General features: G+C 41.6%; 17 protein-coding genes and 1 pseudogene. 15 read left to right on the top strand and 3 right to left on the bottom strand.

Annotated elements, in window-relative coordinates; genetic code table 11:
• The first annotated feature begins 58 nt into the window (after positions 1-58).
• Positions 59-196: a hypothetical protein gene (locus CCC17_RS13670; RefSeq protein ID WP_158293338.1), complete on the top strand. Its 138-nt coding sequence runs from the start codon at positions 59-61 to the stop codon at positions 194-196.
• Between the two features lie 98 nt (positions 197-294).
• Here CCC17_RS13670 and rpmB read toward each other — a convergent pair whose 3' ends face one another.
• Positions 295-483 carry a 50S ribosomal protein L28 gene (gene rpmB / locus CCC17_RS13675; protein WP_015524898.1) on the bottom strand — a complete coding sequence of 63 codons (189 nt, stop codon included), beginning with the start codon at positions 481-483 and terminating at the stop codon, positions 295-297.
• A 392-nt stretch (positions 484-875) separates the two neighbouring features.
• Here rpmB and CCC17_RS13680 point away from each other — a divergent pair, with 392 nt between their 5' ends.
• The 8 genes from CCC17_RS13680 to CCC17_RS13715 all read left to right on the top strand — a co-directional run bounded on the left by CCC17_RS13680 (position 876) and on the right by CCC17_RS13715 (position 11,561).
• Positions 876-1,250 (top strand): MmcQ/YjbR family DNA-binding protein, encoded by a 375-nt coding sequence (locus tag CCC17_RS13680; RefSeq protein ID WP_287083272.1) that lies wholly within the window; start codon positions 876-878, stop codon positions 1,248-1,250.
• Positions 1,247-1,678, top strand: a complete 432-nt coding sequence (locus CCC17_RS13685) for a flavodoxin family protein (protein ID WP_287083273.1) — start codon at positions 1,247-1,249, stop codon at positions 1,676-1,678. Before CCC17_RS13680 ends, CCC17_RS13685 begins: the two co-directional genes overlap by 4 nt.
• 787 nt (positions 1,679-2,465) lie before the next feature.
• Positions 2,466-2,825, top strand: a complete 360-nt coding sequence (locus tag CCC17_RS13690) for an Asp23/Gls24 family envelope stress response protein (protein WP_015524900.1) — start codon at positions 2,466-2,468, stop codon at positions 2,823-2,825.
• 20 nt (positions 2,826-2,845) lie between these two features.
• Complete coding sequence (locus CCC17_RS13695) at positions 2,846-4,498, top strand: DAK2 domain-containing protein (protein ID WP_110925762.1); 1,653 nt, start codon at positions 2,846-2,848, stop codon at positions 4,496-4,498.
• Between the two features lie 12 nt (positions 4,499-4,510).
• Positions 4,511-6,571 (top strand): ATP-dependent DNA helicase RecG, encoded by a 2,061-nt coding sequence (gene recG / locus CCC17_RS13700; RefSeq protein ID WP_173722255.1) that lies wholly within the window; start codon positions 4,511-4,513, stop codon positions 6,569-6,571.
• Between the two features lie 78 nt (positions 6,572-6,649).
• Positions 6,650-10,105: a BspA family leucine-rich repeat surface protein gene (locus CCC17_RS13705; RefSeq protein WP_161215681.1), complete on the top strand. Its 3,456-nt coding sequence runs from the start codon at positions 6,650-6,652 to the stop codon at positions 10,103-10,105.
• 95 nt (positions 10,106-10,200) lie between these two features.
• On the top strand, positions 10,201-10,776 hold the full coding sequence (locus CCC17_RS13710) for a DUF6465 family protein (protein WP_173733329.1): 576 nt from the start codon (positions 10,201-10,203) through the stop codon (positions 10,774-10,776).
• A 161-nt stretch (positions 10,777-10,937) separates the two neighbouring features.
• Positions 10,938-11,561, top strand: coding sequence for a GDSL-type esterase/lipase family protein (locus CCC17_RS13715; protein WP_059085705.1), 624 nt, complete (start codon positions 10,938-10,940; stop codon positions 11,559-11,561).
• A 145-nt stretch (positions 11,562-11,706) separates the two neighbouring features.
• On the opposite strand, the gene CCC17_RS13720 is transcribed toward CCC17_RS13715, so the two are convergent.
• Positions 11,707-11,937, bottom strand: coding sequence for an alpha/beta-type small acid-soluble spore protein (locus CCC17_RS13720; RefSeq protein ID WP_022426343.1), 231 nt, complete (start codon positions 11,935-11,937; stop codon positions 11,707-11,709).
• Positions 11,938-12,412: 475 nt separating this feature from the next.
• Here CCC17_RS13720 and CCC17_RS13725 point away from each other — a divergent pair.
• From CCC17_RS13725 to CCC17_RS13745, 5 genes and pseudogenes are all read left to right on the top strand, one after another.
• Positions 12,413-13,042: pseudogene (locus tag CCC17_RS13725) on the top strand (DNA/RNA non-specific endonuclease); the annotation flags it as partial.
• Between the two features lie 175 nt (positions 13,043-13,217).
• Entirely contained in the window at positions 13,218-13,613 is a 396-nt protein-coding gene (locus CCC17_RS13730; protein ID WP_015524908.1) for a methylglyoxal synthase, read from the top strand.
• Positions 13,610-14,158 carry a 16S rRNA (guanine(966)-N(2))-methyltransferase RsmD gene (gene rsmD / locus CCC17_RS13735; protein WP_015524909.1) on the top strand — a complete coding sequence of 183 codons (549 nt, stop codon included), beginning with the start codon at positions 13,610-13,612 and terminating at the stop codon, positions 14,156-14,158. The genes CCC17_RS13730 and rsmD overlap by 4 nt, the downstream gene beginning before the upstream one ends.
• Positions 14,159-14,173: 15 nt before the next feature.
• Entirely contained in the window at positions 14,174-14,668 is a 495-nt protein-coding gene (gene coaD / locus CCC17_RS13740) for a pantetheine-phosphate adenylyltransferase (protein ID WP_287083274.1), read from the top strand.
• Between the two features lie 12 nt (positions 14,669-14,680).
• The gene (locus CCC17_RS13745; RefSeq protein ID WP_015524911.1) at positions 14,681-15,319 is read left to right on the top strand and encodes a hypothetical protein; all 639 of its coding nucleotides are present in this window, start codon (positions 14,681-14,683) and stop codon (positions 15,317-15,319) included.
• Here CCC17_RS13745 and CCC17_RS13750 read toward each other — a convergent pair.
• Positions 15,296-16,231 (bottom strand): sporulation integral membrane protein YlbJ, encoded by a 936-nt coding sequence (locus tag CCC17_RS13750; protein WP_021651491.1) that lies wholly within the window; start codon positions 16,229-16,231, stop codon positions 15,296-15,298. The two genes, CCC17_RS13745 and CCC17_RS13750, sit on opposite strands and share 24 nt — an antisense overlap.
• Before the next feature lie 82 nt (positions 16,232-16,313).
• On the opposite strand from CCC17_RS13750, the gene CCC17_RS13755 reads away from it, so the two are divergent.
• The gene (locus tag CCC17_RS13755) at positions 16,314-17,759 is read left to right on the top strand and encodes an aminoacyl-histidine dipeptidase (RefSeq protein WP_287083275.1); all 1,446 of its coding nucleotides are present in this window, start codon (positions 16,314-16,316) and stop codon (positions 17,757-17,759) included.
• Positions 17,760-18,030 lie beyond the last annotated feature (271 nt).

Genomic DNA, 18,030 nt, shown 5'->3' on the forward strand with positions numbered 1-18,030 from the left:
ATTCCATTCAGATTTCATGCATATACTGTAATAAAAAACAGGAAATGAGCAGACAGGAGTGGGAAAGCTAACTGGTTTTATGCTGTTTTTTATTGGTGTGGGCATGGTTCTTGGTATCCTTATTACAGAGAATTTTATTGTGATCGCAATGGCAGTCGTATGTCTGCTGTGCGGATATCATATGTTTTGCAGATAAGCGGGAAGTGTGCACCTGGCATACTTCCCGCTTGTGATTTATATGTCTTAAAGATAAAAAAAACAGCCCCCGCATTCTACGGGGGCATACGATATTACTTACGCTCTTTCAACTTTTCCGGATCTTAAACAAGAAGTACATACATACATTTTCTTTGCTCCGCCGGCAGTTGTTTTTACTCTGACGGATTTAACGTTAGATTTCCACATTTTGTTGGATCTTCTATGGGAATGACTCACATTGTTTCCGAAATGAGCTCCTTTATCGCAGATTGCACATTTAGCCATGAATAGCACCTCCTTTTATCAACAGTCACCATTTTAACAGATGAATTGCTCTTTTGCAAGCAAAAAAAGGAAATTTATCAAAAATTCTGCAAAGAGTTTTAAGGAAAGTATTCCATACCTCCGGGAACAGGGCGGATCATGGTGGAATTAAGCGTTGTGTGTATGGTTTAGATCAATTTGAAACATAGAAAATTACCCAGTGCGAATTAATTTATCGTTTTTTCTTTGGCCTGGTCTCTTTCCTGAATCTGAATAGAACATATTCTTGTTGAACTGGCATATGAGGATAGGAAAAACGGGAAAATGCAAAAGAATTTGGCAGGTAGTTCGGAATCCGAAAATGTGGTATGATTATAGGTGGGATATCAGAAGCGTCAGGAGTTGAATAGATTGTGAAGACGGAAGAAATTTTTAAATATGTGCAGAAACAGTACGGAACAGTCCCGGAATATTTATGGAGTACATCGCCAGACAGTGCAGTACTTCGACATAAAAACGGAAAATGGTATGCAGTGATCATGACTATTGAAAAATCGAAACTGGGATTAGAAGGAAAGGATCCGGTTGATATCATGGATGTAAAGTGTGATCTGGACATGACGAATTTGATTATTCAGACTCATGGATTTTTACCTGGATACCATATGAACAAGCAGCACTGGATCACGATTTTACTGGATGGTTCGGTTAGTAAAGCAAAGATACTGGACTTTTTGGACATGAGTTATGACCTGATTGATGGCGCAGGCAGAAAGGAAAACAAATGAGAAAAGCAATCGTATATGCATCTGTACATCATGGAAATACAGAAAAATTAGTAAAAAGTGTAGCAGAAGCGTGCCAGATCGATTTGATCGATGCTGTAAAACAACCCGATGCAGATGTGAGCAGTTATGATATGATTGGGTTTGCATCAGGAATCTATTTTTCAAAATTTCATCAGTCGATATTGGGATTTGCAGAGAAGAATCTACCGGACGACAAAAAGGTATTTCTGATCTGTACTTATGGTGGAAGTGCGAATTATAAATCCATTGAGCAGATTTTGGACAAGAAGCGTTCCAAAGTGATAGGAAAATTCGGGTGCAAGGGTTATGACACATTTGGTCCATTTAAACTGGTTGGTGGAATTGCAAAAGGGCATCCAGATGAAGAAGATATAAAAAATGCAGTTGCGTTTGTAAAAGGATTATAAGTAGATAAACGAAAAGGAAAAACCGGCTTCATAGTATCGGCCAGTATGCTCCATCGCAATTCGGGGTTTCCCTTCAATAGAGTGGATGAGCTTAATTTTTTATAAGATAAAACAAATTGAATTCTATCATTGCGTAATCATAAAAAAAGCAATATATTCATACCGTGAAGTCTGCAAAGTGTTGATTTTAAGCCATTTCTGGATATGTGATTGATTCAGAGATATGGTTTTGTGACGTTTTGAGTTGACTTTTTACCGGTAATAGCATATGATAATAACAGCTAAGGAATGTGGTGAGATTCCAAGTGGCAAAGTGAAAGCCCTCAGAGTTGCAGCTCTGGGGGCTTTCTTGCTCGTTACGGTGAGTTATTCCGTTTAGGCTGTTGCTGCCTATCGTCTACCGTCCAGCCGTTTGCATATGTAGTAGCTAACTACGCCTGCTACAACGGAGACAAGGAATGAGGTGAGAATTTCTTCCATCGTGGCCACCTCCTTTCTGCTGGAGGTTCGACAGCTCTTTTAGTATAGCATAGGTTAGAACGATTTGAAATATAGAAAATTACCCGGTATTGTGGCTTTTTATTTTGACAATTTTTGTGACAAATAAAAGAAAACAGACGCAATCAGACGAAGAGTTGCCGTATACAAAAGCACTGGAAACCATTGAAAATAAAGGACTTTTTTCTATAAGATAAAACAAGTTGAACTCTATCATTGCGTAATTATAAAAAAAAGGTTATAATAGTTTTATATAATTTAATCTGAATGAAACAATGGAGGTAACCATATGAATGGACGTATAGATTCCGGATTGGGTCAGATCGTAATTGATACAGATGTCATTGCGACTTATGCCGGCAGTGTGGCGGTAGAGTGTTTTGGTATCATCGGAATGGCAGCTATCAGTATGAAGGATGGCCTGGTCAAGCTTTTGCGTATTGACAGCCTGAAACATGGTATCAGTGTTAAGATCACGGATGATAATAAGATCCGGCTGAATTTTCATGTCATCGTAGCATATGGCGTGAATATCAGTACTATTGCGGACAATCTTGTCAACAATGTAAAATATAAAGTCGAAGCCTTTACAGGAATGGAGATTGAAAAGATCAACATTATGGTTGAGGGCGTGCGTGCAATAGATTAGTTTTAGAGGAGGAACTTGTGGTGAATAACAAAACCATAGATGCTAAAATACTTTCCAGAATGTTTCTGTCCGGAGCAAAGAATCTGGAAGCGAAGAAAGAGTGGATCAATGAACTGAATGTGTTTCCTGTACCTGATGGAGATACGGGAACCAATATGACGCTTACCATCATGTCTGCTGCTTCTGAAGTAGGTGCTCTTACAGATCCGGATATGGAATCCCTGGCAAAGGCAATTTCTTCCGGTTCCCTCCGTGGAGCCAGAGGTAATTCTGGTGTTATCCTGTCACAGCTTCTGCGTGGATTTACCAGAGGTGTGCGTAAACTTACAGATCTGGATGCACCTGCCATTGCCGCAGCTATGGAGCGAGGCGTTGAAACTGCATACAAAGCAGTTATGAAACCAAAAGAGGGAACCATTCTTACTGTAGCCAGAGCTGCAGCAGACAGAGCAGCAGAGCTTGCTGATGCTGCAGAAGATCTGGATGCTTTTTTCGACGGGATCTTTCAGCATGCAGAGGAAACTCTTGCCAGAACACCAGAGATACTTCCAGTCCTGAAAGAAGCAGGTGTTGTGGATTCTGGCGGACAGGGACTTCTGGAAGTTTTCCGTGGTGCCATCGACGGATATCATGGAAAAGAAGTGGATTATTCCCAGTTTGAAGCAGCAGCTCCTAAGATCACAAAGATTTCTCCTCAGGCAGAGGCAGATATCAAATTTGGATATTGTACAGAGTTTATTATCCTTCTTGAAAAACCGCTTCCACAGGATGAGATCGACCGTTTCCGTGAATTTCTGGATTCCATCGGTGATTCCATTGTTTTGGTAGCTGATGATGAGATTGTCAAGGTACACGTGCACACCAATCATCCGGGACAGGCTTTTGAACGCGCACTCACGTATGGTCAGCTTTCCCGTATGAAGATTGACAATATGAGAGAAGAACATCAGGAAAAACTGATCAAAGATGCGGAAAAACTTGCAAAAGAACAGGCAGAAAACAAAGAACCTCCAAAGGATCATGGATTTATTTCCGTATCCGTAGGTGAGGGACTTTCTCAGATCTTCCGTGAGCTTGGCGTAGATTATCTGATCGAAGGCGGCCAGACTATGAATCCGAGTACCGAAGACATGCTCAATGCTATTGAGAAAGTAAATGCAAAAACAATTTATATTTTCCCGAATAACAAGAATATTATCCTTGCAGCTAACCAGGCAAGAGATCTGACTGAGGACAAGGAGATCATTGTAGTACCAACCAAGACAATCCCACAGGGAATTTCCGCAATGATCAGCTTTGTTCCGGAGAAGGGCGGCGAAGAGAACCTTGCTTCCATGACCGATGCGATTTCCAGAGTGAAGACCGGACAGATTACTTATGCAGTCCGTGATACACGCATTGATGACAAGGAAATCCATGAGGGAGATATCATGGGAATCGGTGATGCAGGTATCCTTGCAGTAGGCAGAGATCGACTTCAGGTAGCGGAGGAGATGGTAGCAGAGATGGTTGACGAGGAATCTGAGATCATCAGTGTTTACTATGGTGAAGATGTATCTGAGGAAGATGCAGAGGCACTTTCTGATTCTCTTACCGAGAAATATCCGGAGTGCGAGGTTGAGCTGAACCAGGGTGGACAGCCAATTTACTACTATCTGATTTCTGTAGAATAAAGAGCACAAAAAATGAATGATAAGACACCTTTACGTGAATTAAAAGGCGTGGGTGAGAAAACAGAGAAGCTTTTCCAGAAGATCGGGATCACGACTGCGGAAGAGCTTCTCCGTTATTATCCGCGGACTTACGATATATATGAGGAGCCTGTGGAGATTGCATCAGCAGAGGAGGACAAAACAGTCTCTATCCGTGCCACTATAGCAACAGGTATTTATATTAACCAGATACGCAATCTCCAGGTTCTGACAACAACTGTGGCAGATGCAAGCGGCCGATTGCCGGTTGCCTGGTTCAATGCGCCTTATTTGAGGGGAACACTCAAAAAGGGCAGTGTGTTTATCCTCAGAGGAAAGATCATCAGAAAAAAAGGCCGTCCGCAGATGGAACATCCGGAGATTTTTACCCCGGCAGCTTATGAGGAGATCATTCACAGTATGCAGCCTGTATATGGTCTGACGAAAGGACTTTCCAACAAGATGATCACGAAGTTGGTCCATCAGATTTTGGATACAAGGCCTCTCCATGGGGAATATCTGCCGGAGGAGATACGGGAACGCTATCAGCTCGCAGATGCCAATTATGCGATCCGGACTATCCATTTTCCGAAAAATATGCAGGAGCTTCTCACAGCCAGGAAACGTCTGGTATTCGATGAATTTCTGCTTTTTGTGCTGGCAATACAGCTCTTGAAGGAGAAAACAGAAGAGGCTCCAAACACTTTTTCAATGAAACCAGTATGGACAACCGAGGAGATCATAGAAGGGCTTCCCTATGACCTGACCGGAGCCCAGAAGAATGTCTGGCATGAGATCGAACGGGATCTGAGCGGTCATAAGCTGATGTCCAGGCTTGTACAGGGGGATGTTGGTAGCGGCAAGACCGTGATCGCATTTTTAGCTATGGTACTTTCAGCAGAGAATGGATTTCAGAGTGCATTGATGGTACCGACAGAGGTTCTGGCAAATCAGCATTACGAAGGCTTTCTGAGGCTGATGGAAGAACAGAATATCGCTTCCTGCCATCCGGTGCTTCTGACAGGATCTACCACAGCCAGACAGAAGCGTGAGATCTATCAGAAGATTGCAGACGGTGAAGTGAATGTGATCATCGGAACTCATGCCCTGATCCAGGAAAGGGTGGAATATAAGAATCTGGGGCTTGTGATCACAGATGAGCAGCACAGATTCGGCGTTCGCCAGAGGGAAGCGCTGACGACCAGAGGAAATCCGCCTCATGTACTTGTTATGAGCGCAACCCCCATTCCCCGGACACTGGCGATCATTTTATACGGAGATCTGGATATTTCGATCATTGACGAGCTTCCTGCAAAAAGACTTCCGATCAAGAATTGCGTAGTAGGAACTTCCTACCGTCCCAAGGCGTATTCTTTTATTGAAAAGCAGGTGCAGATGGGAAGGCAGGCTTATGTGATCTGTCCTATGGTGGAAGAGAGCGAAGGCCTGGAGGCAGAGAATGTTACAGATTATGCCAGAAAGCTTCAGGAGATCCTTCCAGGGGAGATCAAAGTAGAAATCCTTCACGGAAAGATGAAGCCAAAAGAGAAAAACAGGATCATGGAGGCGTTTGCTTCCGGCGAGATCCAGGTGCTGGTATCTACTACAGTTGTGGAGGTTGGAGTGAATGTGCCAAATGCTACCGTTATGATGGTGGAAAATGCAGAACGTTTCGGGCTTGCCCAGCTTCATCAGCTTCGGGGCCGTGTAGGGCGTGGAGAGCATCAGTCTTACTGCATTTTTATCCAGGGAAATAATGAAGAAAATACTTCTAAACGTCTGAAGATCCTCAATGAATCCAATGATGGATTTTATATAGCCGGAGAAGATCTGAAGCTTCGGGGCCCAGGAGATCTTTTCGGTATCCGCCAGAGCGGACTGATGGAATTTAAGATCGGTGATATCTACAATGATGCGGGAATCCTGAAGAATGCAAGTGAAGCAGCTGGTGAGATCCTGGCACTGGATTTTGATCTTATCCTGCCTCAGCATAAGGCTTTAAAGGAGCATCTCAAGGGGTATATGAGTGAAGAACTGGAAAATCTGGGGATCTAATTGGATGGAGCAAAGCGAAGAATCAGAACTTCGTTTTAGTATAAAAAGAAAAAGGGAGAAAACAGGATGAGGAGAAAAATGATCAAAAAACTTCTGTGTGTCGTTTTATCAGGGTCTATGATCTTTGGCAATGCAGGGATAACCATGGCTTCAGAGACAGAACCGGAAACAGTCCAGGAAAATGTAAATGAGGAGACTGACAGTCCAGAGGAAAGTTTTTCTGAGGAAGATATTTTTGAAGATGGAATCTCAGCAGACGATGAAGCAGCAGAATTACCTGATAGCACAGAACAGGAATTAGAAGAAGAGCCGGAAGAAGCGGATAATATAGAAATGTCGGAGGACACTGAAAATCTTTCGGAAGAACCGGAAACAGAAGAAATGGCAGAAAGTGATGACTTTTCTGATGGAGAAGAAGATGCTGTAAGTGCTTCCGCAAGCATGATGGATGGAGGAATCACCGGAGATATTGCTTGGTCAATTGATACATCCGGATGTCTTACATTAAAAGGAAACGGTGACTATGATACCTCAGATTATTATTGGGATGCAGAAAGGGGCTGGAGTAAATGGCAGGATGATATTAAAACAGCCATAGTTGAAATTTCCGGAATCACAAAGACAAGAGCTATGTTTAAGGGATGCAGGAATCTTACCAGGATCACTTTTAAAAACTGTGATTTCAGTAAGGTGACAGACATGGCCTTTATGTTCTCAGATTGTGAAAGCCTTACACGGCTGGATACTGGTTCATTGAAAACCGGAAATGTATCTCATATGCAGGGAATGTTCCGAAATTGCAGTAAATTAAAAACTCTGGATGTCAGTAAATTTGATACTTCAAAAGTTAATGATATGAATAGCATGTTTTTAGGCTGTGAAAGCCTTACACAGCTGAATGTCCGGAATTTTAATACTTCCAGAGTGACAAGGATGAGCGGAATGTTCCGTGAATGTCGGAATCTTAAACAGTTGGACGTCAGTAGATTTAATACAGCGAATGTTACGACTATGGAGGAGATGTTTTATTGCTGTGAAAGCCTTACACAGTTGAATGTCAGTAATTTCAATACAGCAAATGTTGTATATATGAACGGTATGTTCGAACGGTGCGAAAGTCTTACACAGTTAAATGTACGAAACTTTAATACATCAAATGTAGAAGATATGGGCAAAATGTTCTGTACTATGAGCAAGCTCAAGTCTCTGGATCTGAACAGTTTTAATACTTCTAATGTACAGAATATGTATTTCATGTTTTATGGAAATGAGTCTTTAACAAGCCTCAATATTAAAAATTTTGATACATCCAAGGTAGTAGATATGAATTCTATGTTTGGCGAGCTTAAAAAAATGACTTCTCTGGATGTTTCTGAATTTAACACATCAAAAGTAAAATCTATGGAAGGAATGTTTTCACGCTGCTATGCGTTAAAAGCTGTGGACGTGAGCCATTTCAATACTTCTGAAGTGGTAAAGATGGGATATATGTTTAACTCCTGTAGCAGCCTGGAATCTCTAAACCTCAGTAAGTTTAATACATCTAGCGTCAATGATGCAAGATATATGCTGTACTATATGGATAATCTTAAAACACTGAAAACGATCCCGAACCTGAAGTGCTCTATAGAACTTCCATTTACCATGTCAGACAGCTCAGGCAAAAAATATACGACCATGCCAACGAACAGTAAATGTATCACTTTAAAGGTAGTTGCTTCAAAACCAGTAGTTAGAAAGAGCATCAAAACGGCAAAGGTAACTGTAAAAACCGCAACTTACAATGGAAGTCCGCAGAAGCCAGGTGTAACTGTTAAACTTGGAAATACAACATTAAAAAGCGGCACAGATTATACAGTAACTTATTCTAATAATACAAAAACGGGAACAAAAGCTGTTGCAAAAATCACAGGAAAGGGAAGTTACAAAGATTCTGTTTCTAAATATTTTACCATCAAAGCATGCAGTCTTGACGGTAAAGTTCAAGTTAATTTGAAGACAACGATTTACACCTGGGATGGACAGGCAAAAACTCCCGCATTTTCTATTTATATGCCGAAAGCCAATGCGGCCGGAATGATCTCATTACAGAATGAAAAAGATTATACATATAAATATCTTAATAATAAAGAACCTGGAACAGCAACCTTACAAATCACAGGAAAGGGCAATTTTACAGGTACAAAAAAAATAGCTTATAAGATCAGCAAAGCAAAACAGCCGGTAAAAGTTACACCAGGAAGTATTACAAAACTTTATACAGACAAAGGCAAATCCTACAAAATCAGTGTTTCAGGAAAAAAAGAATTTGCAAAAGTGACATATTCAACCACTAATGCAAAAATTGCATCTGTAAAAAATAGCAAGATTATGCTTAATGGAGAGGGAGTGGCAACAGTTACTGTAAAAGTTGCGGCGACCAAACATTATCAGGCACAGAATATTGCAATTAAGATTAATGTGCTGAAAAGACAGAATATTACCACTGCTGTAAAGAATGGGGCAAAAATAGCGTATTCCACTACAATGAAATCTCTTGGTGCCAAAGTTCCTTCAGAAGGTGGGAAACTTACTTATAAGTCCTTAGATACCAGTATTGTTTCTGTGGATTCCAAAGGTAATTTGAACTTTAAAAAGGCAAAGAAGCTTGGAAAAGTTACAATCCAGATCACTGCAGCGAAATCTTCTTCCTATGCTCCGGCAACCAGGAAACTGACGATCACTACGGTAAAAGGAACTCCATCTGTCAGCTGTGTACAGCAGCAGGAACGTAAGATCTATGATGGAGCATTCAATCTCGGGGCAAAAGCAGATCAGAATGCAACATTGGTTTATTCCAGCAGCAACAGTGCTATTGCATCGGTAGCTTCTGATGGAACGGTTACTTTGAAGGAATGGCAAGAAAACGATATTCAGAGAGAAGTGCAGATCACAGTTACTACAAAAAGTACAACGTTTTATAATGCAGCGAAGCCGGTAATTGTTAATCTTACTGTTATTAAAAAGAAAAATCTGCAGCAGAGAATTGAAGATGAAAAAATCAAATTTCCTGATGGGAAATTTTGGAACCATGTTGTAAACAGTTATTCAGATCTGACAGATAATCTGGACAGCAGCGGAGCTCCTGAAAGATTTCAGGATACGATCAGTGATGTTCCATGCAAACATCACGGAACTCAGAGCGGAATTGATCCGATACCAGGTAATGGCGAGTATGATTGCAATAAGTTTGACGGGGCTATCCAGTGTGATGGGTTTGCAAGAAAAGTATTTTATGATATCTGGGAAGGGCAGAGAGTATCAGGCCTTCAGAGAATATATGATAATAATGTTCAGGTAGGAGACTATGTGCGCATCAATAATAATGGACATTCGGCTATCGTTACAGAAGTTTACAGTGATTCATTTAAAGTGATAGAGTGTAATCTGGATGGGGACGGACGTCATCATAATTGTCTGCTGCGTCATAACTGGACATATAGTAAAAGCAGTGTAACTTATCGTGTACATGCTGTAAATTACAGCCTTAACTAATAGACTTTTGAAACTTTTCTTTACAAAACTTTCAAATCGTAGTATTGTATTGCATGAGAAAAGATTAACAAATCCCTTGTAAGGAGGCTATAAACATGGCTAGAACAAAGAAAGCTGCAACCAAGACAACTGTAAAAACGGCTTCAATAAGCGAGACTCCTGCAAAATCTGTAGTAACCGCATCCGAAGAGAAAGCCGTTAAGGCTGAGACAACGAAGACAGACGATGCAAAAGCTTCTGTAGAAACAAAAGCAGCTGAGAAGACAGCTGAGGTAAAACCTGCCGCTGAGAAACCAGTAGAAGAAAAAACAGCAGAAGTAAAATCTGCTGAAGAGAAAACAACAGCTGTAAAATCAGAAGAGCCAGCTAAGAAAACCGCTGCCAAGAAGACAACAACACGAAAAACAACTGCAGCTAAGAAAACAACAACCAAGACGGCTGCTAAGACAACAGCAGCTAAGAAAGCTGAGCCAGTGACAGAAGTATATGTTCAGTACTGGGGCAAAGAGATACATACTTCAGAGGTTGCTGACAGGATCAAAAAGATCTGGACAGAGGATATGGGCAAAAAAGCCTCTGAACTGAAAGACCTCAAAATCTACATTAAACCGGAAGATAATGGTGCACATTATGTGATCAACGGAGATGTTACAGGATTTATCGGACTGTAAAAAGAATCTCTGATAAAAAGTATATAAAAGAGTATGTAAGATGGCCTGCTATAGAGTCAAACTATAGCAGGCTATTTTTTTTGTGTATTTGACCAAATGAGAATAGCATGATATGATTCACCTAACAAATAAACATACTAATTAGATAGGGATATGGTGAAATGAAACAGGTATTATGCTTTGGAGATTCCAATACATGGGGATATGACGGAGAGAGCAGAGAGAGACTACCGTGGGGAGTACGCTGGACAAGCCTTCTCCAGGAAAAACTGAATAAAGAAGAATATCGCGTGATCGAGGAAGGACTGTGCGGAAGAACAACGGTTTTCGAAGATCCGCTCCGCGACGGAAGAAAAGGAACTGCACTTCTTCCCACACTTCTGGAAACACATGCCCAGGCGGATGTGATCACTCTAATGCTGGGAACCAATGACTGCAAAACTGTTTTTGGAGCATCCGCAGATGTAATTGGAAAGGGAATCACAAGACTGCTGGATCAGATCCAGGAATACGCACCAAGAGCGAAAGTCCTTCTCATGTCTCCCATCTATCTGGGAGAAAAAGTATGGCAGGAAGGATATGACCAGGAGTTTTCCAGAGAGTCTGTGATCGTTTCCAGAAATCTGCAGCCTGTTTATGAAAAAATCGCAGCTGAACGTCATATCAGTTTCCTTCCGGCAGCATCCTATGTACATTGCTGTGACGCAGATCAGGAACATCTGAATGCAGCAGGACATAAGAAATTTGCAGAGGTTGTATATCGAAAAGTACAGGAATTGCTGTAAATGAATATAGGATTTTAAGACTTTTGGATCTTATATAAAATAAAAAGATGTTGTCTGGCAGTTTTTCAGTTCTGTCAGACAGCATCTTTTTTGCATGAGCTTAGATCAACTCAGCATAGCAATGAAACTACCTGCGCGTACAGATTTAGTACTGCTGGCCGCCCTGGGAGCTGCCGGACATCTGGCGTTCCTGTGCCTCAATCATCTTTTTGACCATATATCCGCCTACGGATCCATTCTGTTTGGAAGTCAGGTTTCCGTTGTATCCGTCTGTAAGCGGAACACCCAGCTCGTTTGCTACCTCATATTTGAAACGGTCAAGTGCGCCCTTTGCTTCCGGTACAACTGCTTTGTTAGAAGAAGTGTTACTTGGCATAATTCATTTCCTCCTTGGTTGTTATTTGGTTTGATGTTACATTGCTAGTATGTGAAAACCATAAAATAATACACTGGCAGTTAAAGGAAATTTAACATATAAAATATTTCCGTTCATAAATTATACCGCGGTAAAAAAAACGAATGTATGGTTGCTTTTTGACGGGAGTTGCGGTTATAATAATCTCCGCATCACATATAATATCTGTCAGACAAAAAAGTAAGGGGGTCCCGTGAAAAAGAAGCGTTATCCTACATACAAGAGAAAATATAAACGAAAAAAACAGCCCAGGCGAAAAATACTTACAGCCATTATCCTGTGTGTCATCCTTGCAGTATGTAATGGCTGGATGCCGCCGCGGAGCCTGAAAGAGGTAAAAGATCAAAGCCGGATCTTCGGACAGGTATTTCTTACATATATAGAAGAAAATGCACAGATCCTCTGGGAAGATATTTCGGAATCCGCTTCCGATGCAGTGACAGGATTACTGAAACAATCTCAGACGAAGACAGGAGGGCAGACAGAATCTGTTTCTCTGGATCAGATTCCGGAATACAGCGGCAGTCCATATGTGGAGATCAATGGAAATATACCCTCTTTTTCTGATGAAAAAAGCGCAGGACCTGCATACGAATTTTATAGTGAACTAGATTCCCTGGGGCGCTGTGGTTATGCAGAATCCAAGATCACACCTGAGCTGATGCCTGATGAAGAGCGAGGAGCGATCGGAATGGTGAAGCCTACAGGATGGCATACTGTAAAATATGAAAATGTAGATGGCAGGTATCTGTATAATCGCTGCCATCTTATCGGATATCAGCTGACTGGAGAGAATGCAAACAGGAAAAATCTTATCACAGGAACCAGATATCTCAATGTGACGGGAATGCTTCCTTTTGAAAATGAGGTTGCAGATTACGTGCACAGTACAGGAAATCCCTGCATGTATCGTGTAACTCCGTTTTTTAAGGGAGATGAACTGGTAGCCCGGGGTGTGGAAATGGAAGCCGAATCCGTTAAAGACCAGAAGATATCTTTCCATGTTTTTGTTTATAACATACAGCCGGGAATTGAAATTGATTATACTACAGGAAACAGCTGGGAAGAATAGAGTATATGGAGTAACGCCGGGGAAAATATTAATTTTTCATGAATTTACATGAATTAAATTGCACTTTTTTGGGCGTTATGCTAAAATCAGTTACAGAGTTATATGATTTTACCTATATAAAGGGGAGAAAAGGGATGTAACCCAAGGGCAGAGAATGGAGAGGTGAATTATGAATTTAGGAATTATTGCGCATAACAGTAAGAAAGTTCTGATTGAAGACTTCTGTATTGCATACAAGAATATCCTTGCCAAACATGAAGTATATGCAACCGGAACAACAGGAAGAAGAATTGAGGAAGCAACCAGTCTTCACGTTCACAAGTTTCTTGCCGGAAGTATAGGCGGAGACAAGCAGTTTATGGAGATGGTAGAGCGTCAGGATCTGGATATGGTGATCCTGTTTTATAACCCTGTCATGATGGACCCGGTAGAGCCGGATATCATGAGCATTGTTAAACGCTGCGACCAGTACAACATTCCGGTTGCTACAAATATTGCCACTGCGGAACTTCTGATCCTTGGACTGGCCCGCGGTGATCTGGATTGGAGATTAAATCTGAAATGAGAGTCATAGCAGGAAAAGCACGTAGATTAAACTTAAAAACCATTCCCGGAAATGAGACACGACCAACAACAGACCGTATTAAGGAAACTCTTTTTAACATTCTCCAGCCTGAAATACCGGGTTGTCGGTTTCTGGATCTGTTTTCCGGAAGCGGAGCGATCGGTATTGAAGCTCTGAGCCGTGGAGCCGAGTATGCTGTGTTTGTGGAAAAAAATCCCAAAGCATGTACTTGCATCCGCGAAAATCTTTCATTTACAAAACTCACGGATGGTGGTAAACTGCTGAACATGGATGTGCTTCAGGCACTGCGTTCACTGGAAGGCGGAGAACCATTTGACTGTATTTTTATGGATGCACCATACGAACAGCATCTGGAACAACCAGTCCTTGAGTATCTGGCTGACAGCACTCTTGCAGATGAAAACACGCTGATCGTTGTGGAGGAAGATCTACATACGGATTTTTCTTATGTAGAGGACCTTGGATATCATCTGGTACGTTCCAAGGAATATAAAACCAACAAGCATGTTTTCCTAAAAAAATGAAAGAGAGACAGACATATGATAACAGCAGTATACCCGGGAAGCTTTGACCCGGCAACCTATGGCCATCTTGACATCATTAAGCGGGCAAGCATTTCATTTGACCGGGTTATAGTGGGAGTTTTGCATAATTCTGCAAAAAGTCCGTTGTTTTCTGTAGAAGAACGTGTTAAGATACTAACAAAGGCGACAAAAGATATCCCGAATGTGGAGGTGAAAGCATTCGAGGGCCTGTCAGTGAACTTTGCCAGGGAAAACTATGCCCAGGTGATCGTTCGAGGGCTTCGTGCTGTCACGGATTTTGAATATGAACTGCAGATGGCCCAGACTAATCGTGTTCTGGCACCGGATGTGGACACCGTTTTTCTTACAACCAGTCTGGAATATGCATACTTAAGCTCCACGATCATGAAAGAAGTTGCTAATTTCGGAGGAGATCTGAGCAAATTCGCTCCACGTGAGATTACGGATGCAGTCGAAGAGAAATTGAAAAAAAGAGAAACAGAGAAATAAGGAGAGTGTATTATGAGCAGCAGAATTGAACAGATTATTCAGGAGATTGAAGAGTATGTGGACAGCTGTAAATTCCAGCCTCTTTCCACTACCAAGATCGTAGTGAACAAAGAAGAGATTGAGGAGTATTTACGTGAACTTCGTCTGAAAACTCCGGATGAGATCAAACGTTATCAGAAGATCATCAGCAATAAGGATGCGATCCTTGAGGATGCTCAGGCTAAAGCTGACAGTCTGATCGCAGATGCTCAGGCCAAAGCTCAGGAACTTGTTACACAGCATGAGATCATGCAGAAAGCATATGCACAGGCAAATGAGACCATAAATGCTGCAAACAAGCAGGCTCAGGAGATTCTTGATTCTGCAACACAGGATGCAAACAGCATTCGTCTCAGTGCGATCACATACACAGATGATATGATGGCTAATATCGGTTCTGTCCTGAATCAGACACTTGAAGATGCCGGTGGTAAATACAAAGCATTTATTGATGCTCTGCAGAGCTGCCTTGAGGTTGTTAATCATAATCGTCAGGAGCTTGCACCACAGACTGCTCAGGCAGCGGCAATTTCCAATACCTTCCAGGATGATGACAGTTCTTCTATAACAAAAGAAGACGAAGATCTGTTAGACGATATCGGAGAAAACTAGGATCAGGAATATCGCACTGGCGTTCAGACATTTTGAAATAGCGTAGGGGATCAGTGACAAACTGTTTTCCAATACGCTTTTTGTCTGAGCCATGACGCAAAAGCCACCAAAAGAAGTCAGGAGCATAGAAGCAAGGTATCTGCTTTTCCATGGCAGTGGTGCGCCGGCAATCTGTTTCAGCCCGGTAGTTAGTTCCAGTGGTGCTGTGAACAGCATACAGCTTTGTGCATGAAATGGCCAGTAAAAGCTGATACTGGCGAGTATCAGTGAGAAGAGGAGAATATAGCCCCCGAGACGTGTGATGGTTTCAAATCCGTCCATGATCGAGACATCCAGGATGACTCCTATGGAGTCCTGTTGGTATGTCTCTTTTTTTATCTTGTTTACGCAGACAGAGTCCACGGTATGCCCGCGATATACAACGAAACGAAAAAACAGCATACAAAAAAGATCTGCCGCCAGAAAAGTGAGGATCATCTGTACTGCTGATATCTTATTTTTCAAGAGTATCCCGGAAAGATAGGAAATGATAAATGCGGGACTTGCATTACAGCTAAACGTAAGAAGATATTCCCCTTCTCTGCGGGAAATCTGCTGGTCTATGTACAGATCATGTGCCAGTTTGGCTCCCATAGGATATCCGCATAACAGACCCAGGATCAGAACATAGGCTCCAGCAGGTGAAAGCCCGAAAAACGTTTTCCAGAAGAAAGCAGATGGTTTCAGAAGCTTCCGGATATTTCCAGTTTTTAATAATGCTCCTGTCAGGATCAGAAATGGCAGCAGAGTGGGAATCATGATATTCAACCACAATCCAAGTCCATTTTTTACTCCGGTAAGAGCTTCTTTTGGGTGAAAAAGCAGAAAAAACAACAGGCAGATATAGAAAAATATGATTATTTTTCGTTTCATAAAAACAGGTCCTTGCTTTTTTTACAGTATATGATTATTATAAAAGACAAATGAATTTATGAAGCAGAAGGAGGCAGAATTTATGCCAGTATTAGAAAATTGTGAACCAAAGAGAGTTTTTCATTATTTTGAAGAAATCTGCAAGATTCCTCATGGTTCCAGAAATACAAAACAGATCAGTGATTTCCTTGTGGAATTCGCGAAGGATCATGGATTCAGATATGTACAGGATGAGCTGAATAATGTAGTGATCTACAAGCCAGGCACACCAGGATATGAGAATTCTCCCACAGTGATCATCCAGGGCCACATGGACATGGTATGTGAAAAACGACCAGATGTAGATCATGATTTTACAAAAGATGGTTTGAACATCTCTGTAAAAGATGGTTATATCACAGCCAACGGAACAACTCTTGGCGGTGATGATGGTATTGCAGTTGCTTATGGCCTTGCCCTTCTTGACAGTACAGATATTCCACACCCTCCGCTTGAAGTACTGCTCACTGTTGATGAGGAAATTGGTCTTCTTGGTGCAGTCGGTCTGGACTGCAGCGTGCTGAAGGGAAGAAGATTTATCAATTTGGATTCTGAAGCGGAGGGAAGTCTCTGGATCAGCTGTGCCGGCGGTCTTTCCGGTATCAGCCATATCCCTGTCCAGCGTGTAGAAGGAGAAGGAGAAAAGGTACAGGTCAAAGTCTGTGGACTTATGGGCGGACATTCCGGTGCCGAGATTGACAAGAACAGAGCGAATGCCAATAAACTTATGGGACGGTTTCTTTACGGACTTAAGAAAAAAGCGGAATATGCCCTTATTTCTCTTACAGGCGGACAGAAAGACAATGCCATTACAAGAGAGTGCACCGCAGAATTTCTTACGGATTCCGTTGCTGAGGTAAAAGCTTACGCAAAAGAGCTCCAGGAGCAGCTCCGTGAAGAATATACTGGTTCTGACGAAAACATTACTTTTGAAATAACAGAAAAGGGTACTGCAACAGCAGAGGTTCTTCATCCTACAAGTCAGGAAAAGATCGTATTTTATCTGCAGAATGTACCATTCGGAATCCAGAAAATGAGCGGAACCATCAAAGGCCTGGTGGAAACCTCCAGCAATATCGGTATCCTCCGTCTGGATAGGGACGAGCTTTTTGTAAGTTCCAGTGTAAGAAGCTCTGTAGACGCTGCATGCAGTGCATTATCTGATAAAATTGAATATCTCACAGAATTTCTTGGTGGTGACTATGAAGTACAGGGGGCATACCCGGCATGGGAGTACAGAAAGGAATCTCCATTACGAGATAAAATGGTTGCAGTTTTTGAGGAAATGTACGGACATAAGCCTGAAGTCGTAGCGATCCACGCAGGCCTTGAATGCGGGCTTTTCTATAAAAAAATGGAAGGACTGGACTGTGTATCTCTTGGACCGGATATGAAGGATATCCATACATCCGAGGAGGTTCTCAGCATTGCTTCCACAGAAAGAGTATGGAACTATCTTGTACAGGTTCTCAAAAATCTGAAAGACTGATTCCGTTCGAAGTATGTTCGAACTTTTACCCTGGAGAGACGTAAGGTTTCTCCAGGGTATTTTTATGCCCTGATAAAAAAATATTCATAAAATACAGAATTATACATATATATAGATTTGTGGATGCATCACACAAAAAGGAAAATAATTCTATATTTTTTTAATAAAAAATTGATAAACAATCCCTTTTTTTTCAAAACATATGTTATAATAAAAAATGTATGCCGCTGTCACCAAAACCAAAAAGAGACTGGCGGCAGATGATAAGGAG

Origin of the sequence: Blautia sp. LMAG:36 (assembly GCF_008680535.1) — a bacterium.
Taxonomy (GTDB): Bacteria; Bacillota; Clostridia; order Lachnospirales; family Lachnospiraceae; genus Blautia_A; species Blautia_A fusiformis.

Excerpts from the sequence above, each read along its gene's own strand:
- rpmB (WP_015524898.1), bottom strand. The coding sequence starts at position 483 with ATGGCTAAATGTGCAATCTGCGATAAAGGAGCTCATTTCGGAAACAAT.
- CCC17_RS13685 (WP_287083273.1), top strand. The coding sequence starts at position 1,247 with ATGAGAAAAGCAATCGTATATGCATCTGTACATCATGGAAATACAGAA.
- CCC17_RS13690 (WP_015524900.1), top strand. The coding sequence starts at position 2,466 with ATGAATGGACGTATAGATTCCGGATTGGGTCAGATCGTAATTGATACA.
- recG (WP_173722255.1), top strand. The coding sequence starts at position 4,511 with ATGAATGATAAGACACCTTTACGTGAATTAAAAGGCGTGGGTGAGAAA.
- CCC17_RS13705 (WP_161215681.1), top strand. The coding sequence starts at position 6,650 with ATGATCAAAAAACTTCTGTGTGTCGTTTTATCAGGGTCTATGATCTTT.
- CCC17_RS13710 (WP_173733329.1), top strand. The coding sequence starts at position 10,201 with ATGGCTAGAACAAAGAAAGCTGCAACCAAGACAACTGTAAAAACGGCT.
- CCC17_RS13715 (WP_059085705.1), top strand. The coding sequence starts at position 10,938 with ATGAAACAGGTATTATGCTTTGGAGATTCCAATACATGGGGATATGAC.
- CCC17_RS13720 (WP_022426343.1), bottom strand. The coding sequence starts at position 11,937 with ATGCCAAGTAACACTTCTTCTAACAAAGCAGTTGTACCGGAAGCAAAG.
- CCC17_RS13730 (WP_015524908.1), top strand. The coding sequence starts at position 13,218 with ATGAATTTAGGAATTATTGCGCATAACAGTAAGAAAGTTCTGATTGAA.
- rsmD (WP_015524909.1), top strand. The coding sequence starts at position 13,610 with ATGAGAGTCATAGCAGGAAAAGCACGTAGATTAAACTTAAAAACCATT.
- coaD (WP_287083274.1), top strand. The coding sequence starts at position 14,174 with ATGATAACAGCAGTATACCCGGGAAGCTTTGACCCGGCAACCTATGGC.
- CCC17_RS13745 (WP_015524911.1), top strand. The coding sequence starts at position 14,681 with ATGAGCAGCAGAATTGAACAGATTATTCAGGAGATTGAAGAGTATGTG.
- CCC17_RS13750 (WP_021651491.1), bottom strand. The coding sequence starts at position 16,231 with ATGAAACGAAAAATAATCATATTTTTCTATATCTGCCTGTTGTTTTTT.
- CCC17_RS13755 (WP_287083275.1), top strand. The coding sequence starts at position 16,314 with ATGCCAGTATTAGAAAATTGTGAACCAAAGAGAGTTTTTCATTATTTT.